Below are 21377 nucleotides of genomic sequence, written 5' to 3'. Positions count from 1 at the left end.
ATTGAAATATGGTAAGGTCAAAAATCCTAATGATTTTCCTACATTTCAAATTAATCAAAATAATAATACAATAATATTAAATAAAAACTCTACTTTTAAGTGTTCTTAACAAGGGGAAGATTACAGTGTTTGTCAATTCTTTTAAAATAATTTTGTAGTTTTGAATAAGATTGTTCATGTATTTAATGACTTGGTAATCAATTAAATTTACGATTTTTTAATCAAATGGACAATCTTTTTTCTTTTAAATTCCTAAATGCACAACAGGTTTAATTATAAAAACGAAGTAATAAAACCTGATTTTATAATAGACGGTAAAAAGATATATAGTGGTCGAATTACGTCTATAGGCATTTATAATGAATATTGTTTTTTAAAATTAAAAATAGAGGGCGAAGAGTTTAACACGATTCTTCATATCAATACTATTCATAAATCAAGAATTTTAAATAACATCAATATGTTTTTTAAAATGCACGATAAGGTTCAATTCGAGATTGTTGAAATGAAAAATGATCGATTGAAAATTTCGCCTAGTATTCTTATTGATGAATTTGTTTCAAACAATTTGGTAGAGAATTCTGTTCAAACTGTTAAGGTGCTAAAAAAATATGAAGATAATATTTATGGGATTTCTGAAAAAGGGTGGCCTGTCATTATTTTTAATGCTGACTTTAACATAGACGATAGTATAGAGGTTAATATTGTAGATTACAACAACGAATTTCAAAATTTTATTGGGGAAGGAGCTGTATTAAGTGAATCAAGTTTTGACCAAGATCCTCAAGAATTGTTTAGAAATTTTTTAATTGAATCTGGTGTTATTTATAAAAATACAAATCTTACTAAAAAAAATGAGAATGAAAATAATGAGGATACTGAATTTGAGGAAGATTTAGGGGAAGATGAATTGATAAACGAAATTACTTATGATGTCAGAATTAGAAATTTAGGTGTTTTGTTAATTCAATGTCTTGAACAAAGATTATTCTACTTAAATAGTTCTGTTGATACCTTCATCCATTATTATTTAATTATTGCGATCAGTGAAATTATTAAAACGGATAAAACGGATAATTATAAAAACAAATTACTTAAGCTAGCAGAAATTATTAAGCTAAAAGATAATGAAATCCAAGGAGGTATATTAGATATTGATGATTTAAATACTATTGATTTAGTTAATGTTTCGGACGATAGTGGTATTAATCTAATTAAGTTTTTTAATACTAAATATCTTGAAATTCCTTTAGATATCCATAGTAATGATGAATTGTATACGCTTAAAAAACTGATTGAATCTTACAATTTGTTTTTGAAGTTAGACAGTGATAAAGAGGTCTTAGAATACATTAAAAAGTCTATTATTCAACAGTTATACATTTCAAATATTCCGAATTGGAATAAAAACAACATAGAATTTGTTTTAAAAGATACTTATATAACGGATGATTCTGAAAAGAAAACGGAAGTTGTGATAACTAATCTAGGTTCTGAATCAAAAAATCAAGAATTTAAAACTTCTATTTTTTATTCAGCTTCTGAAGAACCTCAAGAAAAAATAATTTTAAAAACGATAGCAGGTTTTTTAAATTCTTATGATACAGGTGGTTCTTTATTTATAGGAGTTAATGATTCTGGTGATATTGTAGGTATAAAAAATGATTTGAATTTTTCTAATACGATCAAAACTTTCGATCAATACCAAAATCATATTCAGTCTTTAATTGCAGCAGTCTTTCCGAAAGAAATAAATGCTTTAATCGACTTTAAATTTCATAAATCTGGATTATTTGATTATTTGGAGATTGTTATCCCAAAATATGATAAACCAGTGGCATTAGAAAATGAATTCTATCAACGCCAAGGGGTTCAAACCCGAATATTAAAAGGGGATGATATTGTTGATTTTATTTATAGAAAGACGAATGTTTCAAATAATAGAATTATGCAAAATAATTTTATTGATAACGGTGTAAAACAATTGGATCAAACGGTTCAACCTGTAGTAAATCAAGAAATTATTAACATTGATTTTTATCAAGATATTAAAAAAGAAGGCGCTAAACAAGAAGAAGATTTAAGTAGTCATAAATTAGAGAATGTATTAGGTATTTTATACATTTTTAATGATAATACATATACTGTTACATCTAATCCTTTGGAGAATGTAGCCTATATGTTTATGGTAGAAATTACAGAAAAATATAAATATGGAAGTATTTTGTTATGCTACGATAATGCTTGTATAAATCGTTTAGAAGTGAGAAGTATTTTAAATAAATCTTTCAATAAAACATATATGAATGCAATGAGTTCTTATGGTAATCTAATGACGGTTAAATTAGCGTTACCAAGTGAAGAAATAGCTATTGAAATTAAAAGGTTTGATAAGCGTTATTTAAAAATTTACAGTATAAATAAAATAACAGAACATACAATTATTGGTCTGAAAGGAAATTGTATTGTACAAGAAGATTTTGACCAAGTAGTAAAATATTATCATAAAGATAAATTTGATAGAAGGTTTGAAAGTTTTAGAAGAGATTCAAGGCAAGGATTAGGTGCTGAATTGGATATCAAATCAAATCTGTATGAACTATTAATAAATACTAAAAGATAATGTTATGACACCATCATACCAAGAAGATCACATCAGTCAAATCCCAGCCATTCAATTATTGATTAAGCTGGGGTACAAATATATTTCACCAGAACAAGCTTTAGTTTTAAGAGACAATCGTACCAGCAATGTGTTATTAACGCCAATTCTTAAAGAGCAATTAGCAAAAATCAATAGTATTAATTACAAAGGAGAAAAACATCCATTTTCTGATGCAAATATAAACTTGGCAATAAATGAGGTGAAAGATTTACCCATTCATTTAGGATATATTAATGCCAATCAACATTTTTATGACTTAATAACTTTAGGTAAATCTTTTGAGCAAACCATTAATGGTGATCGCAAGAGTTTTTCATTTAAATATATCGATTGGGAAAATCCACAAAACAACGTTTTTCATGTTTCAGAAGAGTTTGCTGTAATGCGTTCCAGTCGTTCAGACACGTACAGACCAGATATTGTTTTGTTTGTCAACGGATTGCCTTTAGGTATCATCGAATGTAAATCCAATGCAATAAAATCTCCTATTGATGAAGCGATTTCTCAGAATTTAAGAAATCAAAAAGAGGATGGCATTCGTGATTTGTATGTGTACTCTAATTTAGTGATGGGATTGGCTGTTAATGAAGCTAAATACGCAACTACAGGTACGCCAAAAGAATTCTGGAACGTTTGGATTGAAAAATTTACTAAAAAATATACGGAACAAGATTTTCTTCAAGAGTTAAATAATATAAAGCAAGCTCCATTACCTAATGATGAGCGTACTGAAATATTTAAAACAAGATATGCAGCTACTTTTAAACGTTTTAATGAATTAGAAAAAGATGTTGTAATGCTTACAGAACAAGACAAAATGATCTATTCAATTTGTCGTCCTGAACGTTTCTTAGAATTAATGTATCAGTATATTTTATACGATGATGGTATTAAAAAAATAGCACGTTACCAACAGTATTTCGGTATCAAAAAAACGATCAAAAGAATTGAAAAAGTAGGTACTGATGGTAAGCGTCGTGGAGGTGTTATTTGGCATACGCAAGGTAGTGGAAAATCATTGACTATGGCGATGCTTGCTCAAATGATTGCTTTAAATAAAAACATTAAAAATCCTAAAATTGTTTTAGTTACAGACCGTATCGACCTAAACGATCAAATTACAGATACGTTTAAAAAATGTAAAATTGATGTAGTCGAAGCTTCTACGGGTAAACATTTAATCGATTTGTTAAACAGTTCATCTGATGCTGTAATTACAACTATCATAAACAAGTTTAAAGCAGCAGTTGCAAAAGCACCTGAAGGTTTTACTTCTTCTGAAATATTTGTATTGATTGATGAGGGGCATCGTAGTCAATACGGTACCTTCAACGTAAAAATGCAAAAAACGTTTCCTAATGCTTGTTTTATTGCGTTTACAGGAACTCCTTTGATGAAGTCTGAAAAGGATACAGCTAAAAAATTCGGAGGCGTTATCGATGAGTACACCATTAAAGATGCAGTTGAAGATGGAGCGGTATTGCCTTTGTTTTATGAAGGGCGTCACAACGACATCACGGTAAACGAAAAGCCATTAGATAATTATTTTGATAAAGTATCTGAGCCTTTAACTAAATATGGTAAAGCGAGTTTAAAAAGAAAATTTAGTTCTAAAAACACGATTAATAAATCTGATCAAGTAATTTATGATCGAGCTTGGGATATTTCAGATCATTTTACTGAATTCATACAAGGTACTGGTTTTAAAGCACAGTTAGTAGCTCCAAATAAAACCACCGCCATCATGTACCATAATTATTTAAAAGAGATTGGTAAAGTAACTTCAGAAGTTGTAATCTCAGCTCCTGATAGCCGCAAAGATAATGACGATGCTTATGTTGAAAACGAAGACGTAGTGCAGAAGTTTTATAAAGCAATGATCGATAAGTACGGGAATCATAAAGATTATGAAGAAAATATCATCAAATCATTCAAAAAGCAAGAACATCCTGAAATTATCATTGTGGTTGATAAATTATTAACCGGTTTTGATGCGCCAATTAATCGCGTCTTATATTTAACTCGTAATCTAAAAGATCATACCTTATTGCAAGCGATAGCGAGGGTAAATCGTGTCCACGAAGGAAAAGATTATGGACTAATAATAGATTACTACGGTAACTTAGAAAATTTAGATAAAGCTATCGAAGATTATTCTGGGGATAATGAGTTAGACAAAGATGACGTAAAAGGTTCTGTTACCAATGTAAACGAATTAATCAATCAATTACCCCAAGCATATTCCGAATTATGGGATGTTTTTAAAACAGTTAAGAATAAGTTTGATACAGAAGCTTATGCTGTTTTACTAGGTGATGAAGAAATGCGCCATACATTTTACGAAAAATTATCTAAGTTTCTTCGATTGTTCAATTTAGCAATGTCTACTGTACAGTTCAATGATAGTAAAAATGATGAAATCATTGAAAAATATAAAAAAGAAAGTAAGTTCTTTATCCAATTGCGAATCGATTTTAAGAGAAGATATTTTGATGATATTGATTATAAAGAATATGAAAAGCAAGTTCAAAAATTAATTGATAAACACATTGTTACAGATGGTGAAGTATTAAAAATTACGCAACCTATAGATATTTTTAATAAACAACAACGTGATGATGAAGTAGAAAAATTAATTGGTAGTGCTGCTAAAGCAGATCATATTGCTTCGCGTACATCAAAAGGGATTAGCATTAAAATGGAAGAAGATCCTATTTTTTATACTAAGTTGTCAGATTTAATTAAGCAAACCATTCAAGAATACAAACAAAGTAGAATTGATGAAGCTGAATACTTAAACAAAATCAAGGATATTGAAAATACGTTTATTAATGGTAAGCAAGACAATGTGCCGAAAAGTATTGCAGATAATAAGATTGCGATTGCATTTTATAATTTTATAAATGATAAATTATCAGAGCATTTAAAAGATAATAATCAAAATGCGGATATTGCTTTGGAGGTAAGATCTCTAATCGAAGGCGTTGTTTTAGAGGGTGACAAACCAATTGTAGATTGGAAATCAAATGCTGATTTAGAAAAGAAAATTTGGAATGAATTAGACGATTATTTCTATGGTATTTCTTTACAATTAGAGCAAAACATTCCTTTTGATATAATTGATGCATTTATAGAAGAAGTAATTAAAATTGCAAAAAAACAGATGGATTAATGGATAAGATTGAATATAGATATGGGAGTAAGACTATTGAAGCAGAGGTTTTATATTCAAATAGAAAGACATTAGATTTAAGAGTGTTTCCAGAAGGTAATGTGCAAATTACAGCTCCTTTAAATACTCCTTTAGACATTATCTTAGAGAAGGTGAAACCTAAATCAAAATGGGTCATTCAACAACAAAAGTCGTTCGAATTATTCAGACCTTTTGCAAAGGAAAAATTATTTACTCCAGGAGAAACACACCGTTATTTAGGTCGTCAATATAAATTGAAAATAACTAAAAAAGAGAAAGGTTACAGTACAATTTCATTAGCTAAAGGATTGATGCATATTGAGACAACAAAAGAGGATGTAGAACCAATTATTATAAAATTCTATAAATCAAAAGCTGATGTTGTTTTCTCAGAATTATTGCAAAAATTATTAGAAGAGTTCCCAAGATTTAATGAATATGAAATTTCATTAAGTCACAAATTCTTAAAAAAGCGTTGGGGAAGTTGCGCAACAAATGGAAATATTTTATTAAATACTGAGTTAATTAAAGCAAGCAAAATTTGTATTGAGTATGTAATTATTCATGAACTATGTCATTTAATTCACCCGAATCACTCAAAGGAATTTTATAACCTATTAACAGACTTCCTTCCTAATTGGCAAAAAATAAAGCACAAATTAGAGACGACATTAGCTTAAAAGTTTGCACAACAAAATTATACATCAGGTAGTTATTGATAGCCAGTCATACACATACGCCTATTTGCAAAGCACTAAAGTGTACAGGGCAACAACAAAAAAGCAACTGCGGTTAATTCCAGTTTTGCTTCTTACATAGTAAACTCCCCAACTCAATAATAATTCAGTTGGGGCTTTTTTTGTCATTTCGAGTGATTTTCGTTGCTTTAGCAAAAGAAGATTGTATCGAGAAATAAGAGGTGAAAATGAATTATAAAACCCATTAATAATAAGTTTTATAATCATACCCAATAATTACTAATCACTATTTACTAACTACTAATCACTATAATTACCAACAATAGCAAAAAAAACTCAAAACTCATCACTCAAAACTCACAACTCGAACCCAGCCGCCCTACCAAAGCTATGTTTACATAACATGGCATTATAGTCGCCTAGCGGGCTTCGGGGACAAGCCCACTATAATCATATTATGTAAAATAGCCCCTTCCTTTACCTGTCCGAAGCAGAGAGTATCTCATGTCGTTTTTTGCCCTTGTTGAAGTAGCAGTATTGCCACAATCATTTTTGCGCAACGATTTACTCCGTTAGGCTCATTTCACTATCCATACGTTTTTCAAGCCCAGTAATAACTAATTACGATTTACTAATCACCAATTACTAAGCGAAGCGTTCCATTCACCCAACTCCGCAAAATCAAGCCTAAAATAAGCTTTCCTTTCAGTCAAGCCCATTTTTTAGCGGCTTTTCGTTACACACAAAAATGCTCGTTAGGCATTTGAGATTAAGAGGAGAAGCTTCGTGTATAATTTACTCCAATAATCCGCAACTTCACCTCCTTACAATAACCATCATTTAAACCCACCAAAAAAACAAGGCTAAATAAATGGCATTTCGATTACCAGACGAGTGTCAATCCATTGAACACAGCGTAAAAATGATCGCTGAGCGATAGCGAATGATCGAGCATTTTAGTGGCGAGAGATGATGATTGACCGACGAAAATCTAAGTCTTGATTTTTTTGATTACTTTTTTGATCAAGCAAAAAAGTGATAATGAATAGATGTGTATCATAAGTGCCGAACGCTATTCCATTTACCACAACGCATTTCCAATAATTCATCATTCATAATTTCTAATTATTCCACGCACCCCGCCACCCAAGAAAGCGGTTACAGGTTCAGAAAAAGCAAAAGTTTTTTAGTAAGGTACATTTGTGTATTGCGCTAAACCGCTAGTCGCATCACATCGTTCGGTACTCCATTGCAAAGCAATTCGTAACCCCTCACTTTTGTGCTGCTTGATAGCTTATTAGCCCACACCAATTGGCTCGGTGTAGCAAAACATCCTGTCGGATGTTCAGCTACAATCCCTCGTCACCTTATTTTGATTTTGGATTGCTTTTCTTCACCTGCGCATATTGCCCCAGTGCGTTCTTAAAATAATTTTAAATTGATATTGAATACCATTTCATTCCCTTCACAGAATTTTTTAAAATCTTCTATAACATTAATTGTGTTTTCTTCCGTATCGAATCTATTTAGATTATAGCTTTTAAAAAGTATAGCTTGATTTTCATTATCCTTTATAAAATCAGATTCACTTAAAGTAAATTTAGTTGAGTTCCAATTAAACCCCCAATCATACCATTTATTTTTTCCTAATACAAATATTAATTTAGATCTACTTTCCTCTTCATCAGTAAAGTCATTTAAATCAATTTTATTGCAGTTGCCTTTTTTATTATGAGCATCAAAAAAACCATCATCAGCTAAATGAAAAATAGAAAAAATATATTCATCTTTTCCTATCTCAATTCTGTTAAAATGAAATTCATAATAGTAAAAGTTTAACCAATCCCAAGCCCAAAAATTTAATTTTCCCTTACCATCTCTTGGTCCAGTATTGCTAAATTTTGAATAACCACCATTATAGTTAAATTGCGTTTTACCAGAAATATAACTTATTAAATCTAAAATTCTACTTTGGTAGTCAAATAGAATTCGATAAGCTTTTCTTACTTCAATTAAAGATTGGTTTAAGTTGTTATTTTCCATTTTTAAAAATTCTTGTATTAAAATATTTTTCTTTTTTGATAGGTTGGCTAATTTTAAAATCTTTTAACCATATTTTTTTATAAAATTGATGAAATTCAAAAAGCTTAATCAAATCTTCTAAGATTCGTGTTGAGCTTTTTAAATGCATAAGATTTAATGATTTAATTTGATTATATTCATTATCAACAGCATCTAAAAGTTTATTCCAATCCGTTTTTAATATAATAGCTTTATCGTGTTCTAAATCATTTTTATCTTTTAATCCACCTACTTGGATATAATAAAGCTTTTTTTGTTCATCTTCAAATGAATTATAATAAGATATTATTTGATCATTATTTTGTTGAAAAGACTGCTGATTTTCATTGTATCTTTTAGCTTCTAATATCAAATCGAATTCCTTAAATCGTATAAATAAATCAGGTTCTATAAAATTTTTATTATTCGTTCCTTCAGAATTCCATTTATCCCAAAATGTAATAGAATCAATTTCTCCTGAAAAATTGGGTAAATTATCGTGATACAAAGAGTTCTTTAATATCCTCCAGAACTGTTCTATTGGTAAATATTTTAATAAATCAAATATGGAAGATGTTAAACTATCCTCACATATAACAACTTTTCCTTTTTTGTTTATAATGTATGATATCATTTTTAAATACAATAAATGTAAATATATAAATAAAAAGGTAGCAAAGTTAGTTAGTGGTCGTTTTACGGCAAGGTCAAGCCCTTTGGGTTTCTTCCAAAATCTCCACCCATTCGGGTAGTATTTTGCTCGAAAACCTTGCCTTTAAAACCCCCAATCCTGATTTGATGGCTTTCTTTTTTTTCTCTTTTTTTCTTTTCAAAAAAATATTGAATTTGAACCAAAACCACTTCTTCGATTTCCTCGATCCGATTCCACTTTTTCGACAATATTCCAACTTAGATTAGGAGATAAAGCGTACATATTCCACCTCTATATATAATTGGGTGCAGCTATCACGCATAAAAAAAATCTCACCTATTAAGATGAGATTTCAAAAAGTCCTGAAAGTCTTATCAAGGTCTTATAAGACTATTTTTTGTTAGAATCATTATCTGCTTCATCAATCTTTACAGCAGTTTGAGCCACCGCACTGGCGATTGCACCACCTAAAGCCAAATATCCTGCAACTGTAATAACCGTTGCCGGAAGAACAACCGGAGCAGCTAAGATAGTACCGCTAATCGCAGTTAAAGCTAATCCAACATTACGAACGATTTTAAACCATTTTGGTGTTTCATTGGTTACACGCTCAACTAAATTTAAACTATCCTTTTTCATCACGTTTATTTTTAAGATTCAACATTTCAAGAGTTGTAATTCTTGATTCTAAATATTCTACACGCTGACTGAGTAAATCATAACTGTTTTTAAATTCGGTTTTGATTAATAAAGCCATCGTTTTTACTTCTGTAATATCCTTTTCCATTTTCTTAAAATCGGAGTGTAATTGCTTAATAAAGTAGGCAACCACCGCCAATAATAAACTTGAAACTGAACCAAAAAGGACATTTAAAACCAATTCATTTTCCATAACTTCTGATTTTAGAATTGAAAATTATTCTCGATTCGAATTTGATTTTCTTTGCTTTTGGCAATCTTCAAAAGTTTAGGATATACCATATCATAAGCTTTACGACTATGGGTAACTTGATAATCACCATTGATCAATTCAAAACCAAACCCAGTCAACGGACATCCTGCAGTTTGTAAATACGTATTTCCGATATGGATATATACATAATCAAAATTCGGAAGCTGATCAATTTCAATCATACCTTCGTGAACTTTACCCATTAGATTTTTATACTTGGTATTCATACCTCCCCAAGAATTGACAATCAATTTAAAATCACCCGTAGGTATTGCAGTTTGCTTAGGTATTTTATCGGCTCGTATTTTATCTTCTAACAAATAACATTGAAAGATTCCATCAATATATAAATGGCTCAACGTACTTTGTTTTCCTTGTGCCACACGAACAATTTTAACACGCATAATCAATCATTTTAAATCAAACAAAAAAGAGCCTTTTCAAATCGAAAAGACTCCTTAACCAACCTAACCGCTTAAAAAGCATCTTCGATTTTCAGACAGTTTCCAGAGGCGAAAGGATAATAATTTCCGTTGACTTCTTGGAAAAACTCAATACCAATACACTGAACAACCGTTACATTATTTGCTAAAGTTGGAGCACCTGGTAAAGCTGCCGAAATCGTACTTCCGGTATACGGAGCATTTAACGGAATATAAGCCGAGTATTCAACAACATTTAATTCATTATTAATAGCATCGTCAGGCTCATAATTTCCAGTTGTAGGATTGAACGAGAAATCCGATAAAACAGCCAATGCATTAATTAAACGAAAGTGTGTAGTACCAGCAGGAGCAGAAATCAGTTCAGCAGGATTAAATGCTGCAACAATAAATTCCGCTTCGTTTCTATCTACATTATGTTCAACATCATAAGGCGCATTAAAAACACCATTAATCGAAAGCTTTTTGTCAAACTCAAAACCAATTAAATATTGGCGTTGAGTAGAAACTTCAACTTTACGATAACCTCTGGCTTCTGTACCATCTTCTAAGTTGATTTTCTTCATAACTGAAGTCAATCGACCTGTAACTTGACTATCTGCCATTTTACTCATGACTTGAGAAAGAGCGGTACGCAACGATTTTCCAGTTCTTGCACAACCACCAAACTCATTCATATTTTCACGAGTACGTTCAAACTCAGGTGCAGATTTCACCTGCTGAGCAGTTGGACCACCAACCATACCAGCATAAAAGCCAGGTTGTCCTTTAATTTTAAAATGACGTACATCTCCAATGGTTCCGATGTACTTCATTAGTCCTTTTTGTCTTGCCATAACTTTAAATTTATTAGTTAAACATTTGAGAATAATACTATTACAAAGTTGAATAATTAAATTTGTATAGACAATATGTAACTAATTGCAATACAATGAAATACAGTGCTAAAGAACCTTGTTACCTGGAAACATTTTATAATGTATTGGAAATCAAAGATGCAGATACTAAGGTTGTGAAACACGCTTTTTCGAAAGAAGAAAAAGAAATTCGATTATACGGAATAGACGCACCAGAAATCCGAAAGAATAGAAAATTAAAAATAGATGAAGAAAAAACGCATCTTCCTGCTAGTTTGTTGATCGAGTTGGGATGGGAGGCAAGAAATTACTTAACCAACGTTTTGAGTATTTGAGATTGAATAACCATACTCACTGAAATAAAAAATGCCTACGATTTTTATCATAGGCAATTAGGTTATGTAATCCTGGAATCAGGCGAATGTTTGAATGAATTGTTGCTTCAAAATGGATATGCCAAAGCATCAAGGGACTATTATTGTTCCAAATTAGCAGAATATCAGTTGATGAACCGTACTGCTCAGCTAAATAAAATCGTTATATATGCTCGAATTTCGCATTTTTAAGCCCAGATCAAATGTTAAATTTTCGTTTTTGATGGCTCAAAATCTAATCTCAACAAAGACTTAAAACATACTTTTCCAATTGTTGTACTTATGTTGTACTAACTGCTATAAAATGAGTAAACAACCCACTAAAATAAAGACTTTTCAAAGAAACTTTGGATATAGTTGAATTATCTGAAGAAAGCGTTAAGAAAATAGACAAAATTCAACGTTCTTATTTGATTGAATTGAAAGTTCCGTCAAATAAATTGCGTGAGCATGTCAAATTTGCAGTGGAGAAAGGAATTATTATCGATCATATTTTGATTAATAATGAAGAAATGACCTTTGAGAAATATGAAAATGAGTTGAAAAATGAAAACAATAAAGCAATGAAAATCTCGAAACAAATCGAAAATAAAGTGAATAAAGCGTTGATAAATGATGCTACTTCTTATGCGACTATTGCGTATCAATTATCAGAAGAACCACGAGTTGTAACGAATATTTTACCACAAACTGATTTGAAAGCTTATAGAGAAATCAACTTAGGATATGAGTTAAAACAAAGTTGGAAAGATGGAATGTATTATTTCAAATCAATTTTGATTATTTTCTGTCAATTTCTGCCAACTATTCTTTCGGTATTGTTTTTGTTTTTTAGTATCAAGTATGTTGTGAAAGTAGTGAAGAATAGAGAAACGAAACAAAAAATGTAAGTAAATCTCTATTTGTCAAATGAATAAGAAAAAACTGATAATATTTAGGTTATTGTATTGATTAGAAGTAAAAAAATACTATTTTTGCAATAGAAGCTAGAATAATTGAAATTCTCAGGAGATGGAAAAAATGGTAAAATTTAATGAACTTGAAAACAAAGTTTTAAGTGTTTTAGGCCAACTTGGGAATTATAAAGATATATTGAAGGGCGCTGAAAACTCGATACAAGAATTGGAAAAATTGCAAAATGAAATCAATTCTCTAAAAGAAGAAAATGCCCGATTGAAAAATAAATTGAGAGATTCGCAAGCGAATAACTTAAATTTAAATGAGGAAGTAAAACGATTAAAAGTCGTTAATGCAATGAGCGGAAATCAGGAGTACAAACAAATGATGAAGCAAAGAATGAACAAATTAATAAAAGAAGTCGATACGTGCATCGCTCAAATTAAAACTAATAATTAATAAAAGAATGTCAACTCAACGAATTGAGATAAAAATTGCTTCACGTCATTACCCAATGACGATTAATTCTGACGAGGAAGAAATGTTACTTTCTTGTGCAGAAGAAATAAATGGTATTTTGAAACAATTTGAACAAAAGTACGCTGTTTCTGACAAACAAGACGCGCTTGCAATGGTGACAATTCAGTTAGCTTTACGTGAAGCAAAGCTGAAAAAGCAAGTGAAAGATAACGAAGAAATGACAACAGAGCGCATTTCGAAGTTATTAGAATTGATTGATCAGTCAATCGCAAAATAAGAGAAGTTCTGACAGTTGTGAAACTGTCCACTAAACAATATTCCTACATTAGTTCTAGCTATTTTGGTTAACTCAACACTAGTTTTGTTACCGAGTGAACACCGTTCGGAAAGCGGGCCGCAACCTTTTAGGTTCATTTATTTGACAGCGGATACTTGACTGACGGACTAACTCAAATCCTGTTTACAGGAGTTAACTCAAAACATACTTTACTAATGTAGGTTTTTTTATATATAAACATTACATAATCTATGGACCCAATTATGACAATAATTATTGCAATTGTTACATTAATCATAGGTGCAGCGGTGGGATATTTCTTATCAAAAAAATCAGTTGATAAACAGAATCAAGAACTGATTGACGAAGCAACTCGCAAAGCACAAAATTTGATTAATGATGCTGAGAAAGATGGTGAAGCCATTAAAAAAGAGAAAATTTTTCAAGCCAAAGAAAAATTTTTAGAATTAAAATCTAAACACGAAGAAGTTGTTAATCAACGTGAAAGAAAAGTAGCTGATGCTGAGCTTAAAGTAAAAGAACGTGAAGAGAGAATCAAAACGGACTTAGCAGAAATTCAGAAACAAAAAGATCAGATTAAATCTGAGAAAGGAAATATACAAGCACGTACAGAGAAGCTTAACATTAAGCAAAAAGAAGTGGATACGATGCACAAAAAACAAGTAGAAATCCTTGAGAAAATTTCAAACTATTCTGCTGATGAAGCACGTGCTGAATTGATTGAAGTCTTGAAAGACGAAGCAAGAACGAAAGCACAAGCTCATATCCAAGAAATTATGGAAGAGGCTGAATTGGATGCGAAAAATGAAGCGCGTAAAATTGTGATTTCTTCTATTCAACGAATCGGAACAGAGCAAGCGATAGAGAATGCAGTTTCTGTGTTTAACATTGAATCTGATGAAATCAAAGGACGTATCATTGGTCGTGAAGGACGTAATATTCGTGCAATAGAAGCTGCTACAGGAGTTGAAGTGATTGTTGATGATACGCCAGAAGCGATTATTCTTTCATGTTTTGATCCTGTTCGTCGTGAAATTGCTCGTTTATCTTTGCACCGTTTAGTAACGGATGGGCGTATTCACCCAGCACGTATTGAGGAAGTTGTGGCAAAAACAACAAAACAAATTGAGGATGAAATTATCGAAGTTGGTAAGAAAACAATTTTAGATTTGGGAATTCACGGTTTACACAAAGATTTGGTTCGTATTGTTGGACGAATGAAATATCGTTCTTCTTATGGTCAAAACCTGTTACAACACTCTCGCGAGGTGGCAAATTTGGCAGGAACCTTGGCTGCAGAATTAGGGTTAAATCCTAAGTTAGCGAAACGTGCAGGTTTATTACACGATATTGGTAAAGTTCCGGAGCAAGAATCTGAATTGCCTCACGCAATTTTGGGGATGCAATGGGCAGAGAAATATGGAGAACATCCAGACGTAATTAATGCAATTGGAGCTCACCACGATGAAATAGAGATGACTTCTTTAATTTCGCCACTTATACAAGTTGCCGATGCAATTTCTGGTGCTCGTCCAGGGGCTCGTCGTCAAGTTGTGGAATCGTATATGCAACGTCTGAAAGATTTAGAAGCTACGGCTCTTAACTTTGATGGTGTAGAAAAAGCATACGCGATTCAAGCTGGTCGTGAGTTGCGTGTGATTGTAGAAAGTGATAAAGTTGATGACACAAAAGCAGCTGAATTATCGTTCTTAATTTCGGATAAAATTCAAAACGAAATGACTTATCCAGGTCAAGTTCGTGTAACTGTAATTCGTGAAACACGTGCAGTAAATATTGCAAGATAAAATTTAGAATTTAATCATATTCTTTAGGCAAGTCTACAACAAGGCTTGCCTATTTTTTTTTGTTAAATTATAGAAAATTAATCCAAGTTATAGTTGTTATTTTGATAAAAATTATTAAATTATAACGAATAAAAATTCAAAAATAATTAATTAATAATCAAATAATTAACAACTTGTTGATAACCTTTTTATTTTTTAAGATTACAAAATTTTTAATTGTAAAATCTTATCTTAATTTTGAAAGAATCGATGAGTAATTGAAACGAAAATGTAACCCTATTGAGGTTCAAATTTCTAAATAAAATAAAAGAACCAACTTCATTTATTTTGATGAAAGAATTCGTTTTTACCAAAGTTTATTAATCTAAAAAGTCCAAAAAACTATGTCTATTTTTGATAAAAGGGTAAATTATAAACCATTTGAATATCCTGAAATTTTAACCTTTACAGAAGCAATCCAAAAAGCATATTGGGTACACGGAGAAGTAGATTTTACTTCAGATATCCAAGACTATCATGCCAATTTAGATGATGCGAAACGCGAAATTCACAAACGTTCTATTTTATCAATTGCGCAAGTAGAGGTAACGGTAAAAGGATTCTGGGGAGATTTGTATCATTATTTTCCAAAGCCAGAATTGAATGGATTAGGTGCTACTTTTGCAGAATGTGAGTTTAGACATAGTGAAGCGTATTCGCGTATTTTGGAGGTAAATGGTTATTTAGATGAGTTTAATGTAGCCTTACAAAATCCAATTTTCAAAAGTTATAATACGTTTGTTGGAGAAATTATGCGTGACGAGAACAAATCAATTGTAGAGAAATTATTGTTCTTTGCATTGGTAATCGAAGATAGTTCGTTATTCTCGAAATTTGCAAATATTTTGGCATTTACACGTTTTGATGGTTTAATGAAAAATACAGCAAACATCATTGCTTGGACATCTACAGATGAGCAAATTCACGCAAATGCTGGGATTTATTTGATTAATAAAATTCGTGAAGAAGGTTTATTACCAGAGGAATTAGATCAAAATTGGGTAGAAACTGCTGTTCGTGGTTATATTGACCAAGAAGAAATGATGTTAGATTGGATTTTCGAGAAAGGAGAATTTGGTTATTACTCAAAAGCAGATTTATTAAACTATATGAAATACCGTATTGATGAAGCAATTGCTAAAATTGGATACAAAAAAATATTTCATATTTCCCAAGAACAGTATAAACCGATGGCTTGGTTTGAGGAAGAAGTTTTTGCGAGTAGTTTAGACGATTTTTTCGCAAAAAGACCAGTAGATTATACTAAACATGACAAAAGTATTTCGGCAGACGATTTATTTTAAACCGCCAAAACTTTTTATCAAAAACACAACTATAAATAAAATTATTTAACAATATCACATCATTATAAATTCTAAAGCTATGGACAATCCAATACCACACGACGACATTCAAAATATATTTTTTGACGGTGAAGCACCAAAATTATGGTGGAAAAACTCTGAATCTGAACAAATTTTGAATAGAGGTTATTTATTGAAAGGGGAAACAGTTGAAGGAGCTATAGATCGTATCACGGCTGCGGCTGCAAAACGTTTATACAAACCAGAATTGCAAGAATCTTTCAAAGAAATGATAGAAAGAGGTTGGATGAGTTTATCATCTCCAATTTGGGCAAATATGGGAACAGAGCGTGGTTTACCAATTTCTTGTTTCAATGTTCATATTCCAGATAGTATTGAAGGAATTACGCATAAATTAGGAGAAGTTATTATGCAAACTAAAATCGGTGGTGGTACTTCTGGTTATTTTGGTGAATTGCGTGAGCGTGGAGCGGCGATTACAGATAACGGAAAGAGTAGTGGTGCTGTTTCGTTTATGGAATTGTTCAATTCTGCGATGAATGTGGTTTCTCAAGGTTCTACACGTCGTGGAGCTTTTGCGGCTTATTTGGATATTGATCATGATGATATCGAAGAATTTTTGAAAATTAAATCGATAGGAAGTTCAATTCAGAATTTATTTTATGGTGTTTGTGTGCCAGATTATTGGATGCAAGAAATGATTGATGGAGATGCGGATAAACGTCAAATTTGGGCGAAAGTTTTAGAATCACGTCAAGAAAAAGGATTACCATATTTATTCTTTACAGATAACGTAAATAAAAATAAACCACAGGTTTACAAAGATTTAGGAATGTCAATTAATGCTTCTAATCTTTGTTCAGAAATTATGTTGCCTTCATCTGCTGATGAATCATTTATTTGTTGTTTATCTTCTATGAACTTAGAGCTATACGATGAATGGAAAGATACTGAGGCAGTACGTTTAGCAATTTTCTTTTTAGATGCAGTTTTACAAGAATTCATCGAAAAAACAGAAGGAAATCATTATTTAGCATCAGCTAATCGTTTTGCAAAACGTCACCGTGCATTAGGTTTAGGTGTATTAGGGTGGCACTCTTACTTACAACGCAACATGATTCCTTTTGAAGGAATGGAAGCGAAATTACGTACAACAGAAATTTTCAAGCATATTCAATCTAAAGCAGATAAAGCTTCGGAAGAATTAGCTCGTATTTATGGTGAACCAGAGGTTTTAAAAGGCTACGGACGTCGTAATACAACAACTTGTGCAATTGCACCAACTACGTCTTCTTCTGCGATTTTAGGACAAACTTCTCCAGGAATTGAGCCGTTTGCTTCAAATTATTACAAAGCAGGTTTATCGAAAGGAAACTTTATGCGTAAGAATAAATATTTGACTAAATTATTACAAGAAAAAGGAATCGATAACGAAGATATTTGGCGCGAAATCATGTTGAATGGTGGCTCTGTGCAACATTTAGAACAATTGACAAAAGAGGAAAAAGATGTGTTCAAAACATTCAAAGAAATTTCTCAATTAGAAATTGTTCAACAAGCAGCGATTCGTCAAAAATATGTAGATCAATCGCAGTCATTAAACCTAAATATTCCACCAGATTTACCTGTGAAAGAAGTTAACCGTTTGATGATCGAAGCTTGGCAATTAGGTGTAAAAACATTGTACTATCAGCGTTCACAATCAGTTTCTAAGGAATTAGTTGCAAACTTAGTTTCTTGTTCTTCTTGTGAAGCTTAATAGGAAATGATATATTTTATTACAAATAGAAAATCCGCTCATTGAGCGGATTTTTTTATTGAAAGTCATCTTGAAATTTATCTCAAAACAAATTTACTTCTTACTATCTTGCGCTCCGAAAACCTGTTGTAACAACGATGTTGTACGCAAAGCTTTATTCCCACGAATTCCTTCTTCTTTTTCTGCAACCATGTTAAACACACCATTTATTGTTTGTTGTGTTACATAAGCATTCAGATTTGGATCAATTTGGTTTCCAGTTAACGTATTATACTTTGTAATCAAATTATTCCAAACTTTATCTGCACCAACTTTTCCTAAAGAAGCTTCCACTTTTGGTTGAAAAGCCTTTGTTAAATCAGATGTTGTTTTTAGTTTTAAATAATTTGTAGCCGAATTATTTCCTCCTAATAAAATATCTTTCGCGTCTGTAATTGTCATTGATGTCACAGCGTTTACGAAAATAGGAGCAGCTTCAGAAACAGCATCTTCAGCAGCAGAATTCAATAATTTGATTCCTTTATCCGCCAAACTTCCCATTCCTAAAGAACGCAAAGTTTTTTCAACATTTTGTAATTCTTCTGGCATCAAGATTTTTGCAACCGAATTATTATAAAAACCATTCTTTTGACCCAATGATTTTATTCCGTCGGTTAATCCTAATGACAAAGCTTCTTTCAATCCAGAGGCAACAGTTGCGTTAGATAAACCATTTAACTTTGTTAAGGATTCTGCAGAAATTGTTTTAGATTCTGTTGAACCATTTACAACTTTTATTGAATCAACTTTTACTGTTGAATTATTTTGTGTTGTCGTTTGAGTGTTTACTTTTTCGACTTCTTTTTTTAATGTTCCAAAAATTGATTTCAAATCTTGTGCTTTTGAATTTACTGCAAACGCTGAAATCAATGTTAAACTTAATATGATCTTTTTCATTTAGATTTTTTCTAAAAAATATTTCAGTTGGTTAATTCAATTATCTGACCAAAATTTAAAACTCACTTACAAAATGTAATTTCACTGAAGGAAATTTATCTTGCGTCATTTGAATTGTAAAAGCAGAATCTGCTAAAAATACCAATTGATTGAATTTATCTCTTGCTAAATAACGTTGTTTAACACGTTTGAATTCTAAGAATTCTTCTGATTTTTCATCTTCAACTTCTACCCAACACGCTTTGTGAACAGAGAAAGGTTCGTACGTTGCTTTTGCACCATATTCGTGCTCTAAACGATATTGGATAACCTCATATTGCAGTGCACCAACGGTTCCGATAACTTTACGATTATTCATTTCTAATGTAAATAACTGCGCAACACCTTCGTCCATTAATTGATCAATTCCTTTTTCCAATTGTTTTGCTTTCATTGGATCAGCATTGTTGATGTAACGGAAATGTTCTGGCGAGAAAGCAGGAATTCCTTTGAAAGAAAATTTTTCACCTTCTGTCAACGTATCACCAATTCTAAAGTTTCCTGTATCGTGTAAACCAACGATATCACCCGCAAACGATTCGTCAACCACTTCTTTTTTATCAGCAAAGAAAGCATTTGGCGCAGCGAATTTCATGTTTTTACCTTGGCGAACGTGGAAATAGTTGGTATTACGTTCAAATTTACCAGAAACGATTTTGATAAAGGCTAAACGGTCGCGGTGTTTCGGATCCATATTCGCGTGAATTTTGAACACGAAGCCAGAAAATTTATTTTCATAAGGTTCGACAATTCTCAAATCTGTTTCTTTAGATTGTGGAGTTGGTGCAATATCAACGAAAGCGTCTAACAATTCGCGAACACCAAAATTATTAAGAGCAGAACCAAAAAATACAGGTTGTAAATTTCCGTCCATATATTCTTGCATGTCAAATTCTGGATAAACTCCATCAATTAAATCAATCTCATTACGAAGATTTTCGGCGTAAGTTGTTCCAATTAATGTGTCTAAATCTGGACTTGATAAATCCTCAACTTTCGTTGTTTCAGAAATTTTTTGTTTATTATCTCCAGAAAAAATATTGATGTTTTTCTCCCAAATATTATAAATTCCTTTGAAAGTTGCTCCAATACCAATTGGCCAAGAAAGAGGTGTTACTTGTAAGTCTAACTTTTGTTCAACTTCGTCCATTAAATCAAACGCATCTTTTCCTTCGCGGTCCATTTTGTTAATGAAAACCAACATCGGAATTTTGCGCATACGACAAACTTCTACCAATTTGATTGTTTGTTCCTCAACCCCTTTTGCAACGTCGATTACCACAATCGCAGAATCTACGGCAGTTAGTGTACGGAAAGTGTCTTCGGCGAAATCCTTGTGACCAGGCGTATCTAAGATATTAATCTTTTTTCCTTTATATTCGAATGCTAAAACTGAAGTAGCAACCGAAATACCACGTTGGCGTTCAATTTCCATAAAATCGGAAGTTGCTCCTTTTTTAATTTTGTTACTTTTTACGGCACCAGCTTCTTGAATTGCGCCTCCAAAAAGTAATAACTTCTCTGTTAAAGTTGTTTTACCAGCATCGGGATGGGCGATAATTCCAAAGGTTTTTCTTTTATTTATTTCTTGTTCTAAAGACATCTTAATCAAATTTTCAGGTTGCAAAGATAGTTTATCTCACGAAAATTAGAAACATTATGGTTGATAGAATATTCTAAAGTAAATTGCGTTATTCTAAAAATAGTTGACGAAAGACGTATGAAAAAGATATTTTACTTTTTATTGTTGATGATTAGTGGGATTGTTTGGGGGCAGCATCTGTAATCTTCCCCTTGTTAAGAACACTTAAAAGTAGAGTTTTTATTTAATATTATTGTATTATTATTTTGATTAATTTGAAATGTAGGAAAATCATTAGGATTTTTGACCTTACCATATTTCA

General features: G+C 31.6%; 21 protein-coding genes. 11 read left to right on the top strand and 10 right to left on the bottom strand.

From position 1 onward, the window contains the following. Positions 1-256: 256 nt before the first annotated feature. From G0Q09_RS12920 to G0Q09_RS12910, 3 genes are read left to right on the top strand one after another with little or no spacing between them, the layout of a single operon-like run. Positions 257-2623 (top strand): AlbA family DNA-binding domain-containing protein, encoded by a 2367-nt coding sequence (locus G0Q09_RS12920; protein ID WP_219035181.1) that lies wholly within the window; start codon positions 257-259, stop codon positions 2621-2623. Between the two features lie 4 nt (positions 2624-2627). Continuing rightward, complete coding sequence (locus G0Q09_RS12915; protein WP_219035180.1) at positions 2628-5837, top strand: type I restriction endonuclease subunit R; 3210 nt, start codon at positions 2628-2630, stop codon at positions 5835-5837. Continuing rightward, positions 5837-6538 (top strand): M48 family metallopeptidase, encoded by a 702-nt coding sequence (locus G0Q09_RS12910; protein ID WP_219035179.1) that lies wholly within the window; start codon positions 5837-5839, stop codon positions 6536-6538. The genes G0Q09_RS12915 and G0Q09_RS12910 overlap by 1 nt, the downstream gene beginning before the upstream one ends. A gap of 60 nt (positions 6539-6598) precedes the next feature. Here the strand turns inward: G0Q09_RS12910 and G0Q09_RS15030 are convergent, their stop codons facing one another. The 8 genes from G0Q09_RS15030 to G0Q09_RS12875 form a co-directional block, all read right to left on the bottom strand. Further along, a complete protein-coding gene (locus G0Q09_RS15030) occupies positions 6599-6724 on the bottom strand; it encodes a hypothetical protein (protein ID WP_257468250.1) in 126 nt (41 codons plus the stop codon). Between the two features lie 1254 nt (positions 6725-7978). Beyond that, positions 7979-8599, bottom strand: coding sequence for a PM0109 family protein (locus G0Q09_RS12905; protein WP_219035178.1), 621 nt, complete (start codon positions 8597-8599; stop codon positions 7979-7981). Further along, the gene (locus tag G0Q09_RS12900; RefSeq protein WP_052217808.1) at positions 8589-9251 is read right to left on the bottom strand and encodes a hypothetical protein; all 663 of its coding nucleotides are present in this window, start codon (positions 9249-9251) and stop codon (positions 8589-8591) included. Before G0Q09_RS12900 ends, G0Q09_RS12905 begins: the two co-directional genes overlap by 11 nt. 62 nt (positions 9252-9313) lie before the next feature. Then, positions 9314-9517, bottom strand: coding sequence for a hypothetical protein (locus G0Q09_RS12895; protein ID WP_219035177.1), 204 nt, complete (start codon positions 9515-9517; stop codon positions 9314-9316). Between the two features lie 142 nt (positions 9518-9659). Then, positions 9660-9908, bottom strand: coding sequence for a hypothetical protein (locus G0Q09_RS12890; protein ID WP_219035176.1), 249 nt, complete (start codon positions 9906-9908; stop codon positions 9660-9662). Further along, complete coding sequence (locus tag G0Q09_RS12885; RefSeq protein WP_068599396.1) at positions 9895-10161, bottom strand: hypothetical protein; 267 nt, start codon at positions 10159-10161, stop codon at positions 9895-9897. Before G0Q09_RS12885 ends, G0Q09_RS12890 begins: the two co-directional genes overlap by 14 nt. 11 nt (positions 10162-10172) lie before the next feature. After that, positions 10173-10625, bottom strand: coding sequence for a DUF5675 family protein (locus tag G0Q09_RS12880; protein WP_219035175.1), 453 nt, complete (start codon positions 10623-10625; stop codon positions 10173-10175). Positions 10626-10696: 71 nt separating this feature from the next. Next, complete coding sequence (locus G0Q09_RS12875; RefSeq protein WP_052217806.1) at positions 10697-11500, bottom strand: hypothetical protein; 804 nt, start codon at positions 11498-11500, stop codon at positions 10697-10699. A 95-nt stretch (positions 11501-11595) separates the two neighbouring features. Here G0Q09_RS12875 and G0Q09_RS12870 point away from each other — a divergent pair, with 95 nt between their 5' ends. From G0Q09_RS12870 to G0Q09_RS12835, 8 genes are all read left to right on the top strand, one after another. Then, positions 11596-11856, top strand: coding sequence for a hypothetical protein (locus G0Q09_RS12870; RefSeq protein WP_219035174.1), 261 nt, complete (start codon positions 11596-11598; stop codon positions 11854-11856). Positions 11857-11862: 6 nt separating this feature from the next. Then, positions 11863-12087 (top strand): thermonuclease family protein, encoded by a 225-nt coding sequence (locus G0Q09_RS15235; RefSeq protein WP_219035182.1) that lies wholly within the window; start codon positions 11863-11865, stop codon positions 12085-12087. A 155-nt stretch (positions 12088-12242) separates the two neighbouring features. Continuing rightward, positions 12243-12785, top strand: coding sequence for a hypothetical protein (locus G0Q09_RS12860; RefSeq protein ID WP_219035173.1), 543 nt, complete (start codon positions 12243-12245; stop codon positions 12783-12785). Positions 12786-12906: 121 nt separating this feature from the next. Continuing rightward, positions 12907-13251: a hypothetical protein gene (locus tag G0Q09_RS12855; protein WP_019975371.1), complete on the top strand. Its 345-nt coding sequence runs from the start codon at positions 12907-12909 to the stop codon at positions 13249-13251. Between the two features lie 7 nt (positions 13252-13258). Then, positions 13259-13549: a cell division protein ZapA gene (locus G0Q09_RS12850; RefSeq protein ID WP_038335658.1), complete on the top strand. Its 291-nt coding sequence runs from the start codon at positions 13259-13261 to the stop codon at positions 13547-13549. A gap of 263 nt (positions 13550-13812) precedes the next feature. Beyond that, a complete protein-coding gene (rny, locus tag G0Q09_RS12845; protein ID WP_371875740.1) occupies positions 13813-15375 on the top strand; it encodes a ribonuclease Y in 1563 nt (520 codons plus the stop codon). A 383-nt stretch (positions 15376-15758) separates the two neighbouring features. Continuing rightward, the gene (locus G0Q09_RS12840) at positions 15759-16718 is read left to right on the top strand and encodes a ribonucleotide-diphosphate reductase subunit beta (protein WP_038335662.1); all 960 of its coding nucleotides are present in this window, start codon (positions 15759-15761) and stop codon (positions 16716-16718) included. Between the two features lie 79 nt (positions 16719-16797). Further along, a complete protein-coding gene (locus tag G0Q09_RS12835; protein WP_115001235.1) occupies positions 16798-18498 on the top strand; it encodes a ribonucleoside-diphosphate reductase subunit alpha in 1701 nt (566 codons plus the stop codon). 93 nt (positions 18499-18591) lie between these two features. Here the strand turns inward: G0Q09_RS12835 and G0Q09_RS12830 are convergent, their stop codons facing one another. After that, positions 18592-19434: a DUF4197 domain-containing protein gene (locus G0Q09_RS12830; protein WP_125349060.1), complete on the bottom strand. Its 843-nt coding sequence runs from the start codon at positions 19432-19434 to the stop codon at positions 18592-18594. 55 nt (positions 19435-19489) lie between these two features. After that, a complete protein-coding gene (locus tag G0Q09_RS12825; RefSeq protein ID WP_038333563.1) occupies positions 19490-21076 on the bottom strand; it encodes a peptide chain release factor 3 in 1587 nt (528 codons plus the stop codon). Between the last annotated feature and the right edge of the window lie 301 nt (positions 21077-21377).

Source organism: Empedobacter falsenii (assembly GCF_019308355.1).
GTDB lineage: Bacteria > Bacteroidota > Bacteroidia > Flavobacteriales > Weeksellaceae > Empedobacter > Empedobacter falsenii_B.
This window is presented reverse-complemented; position numbering and strand designations above follow the sequence as displayed.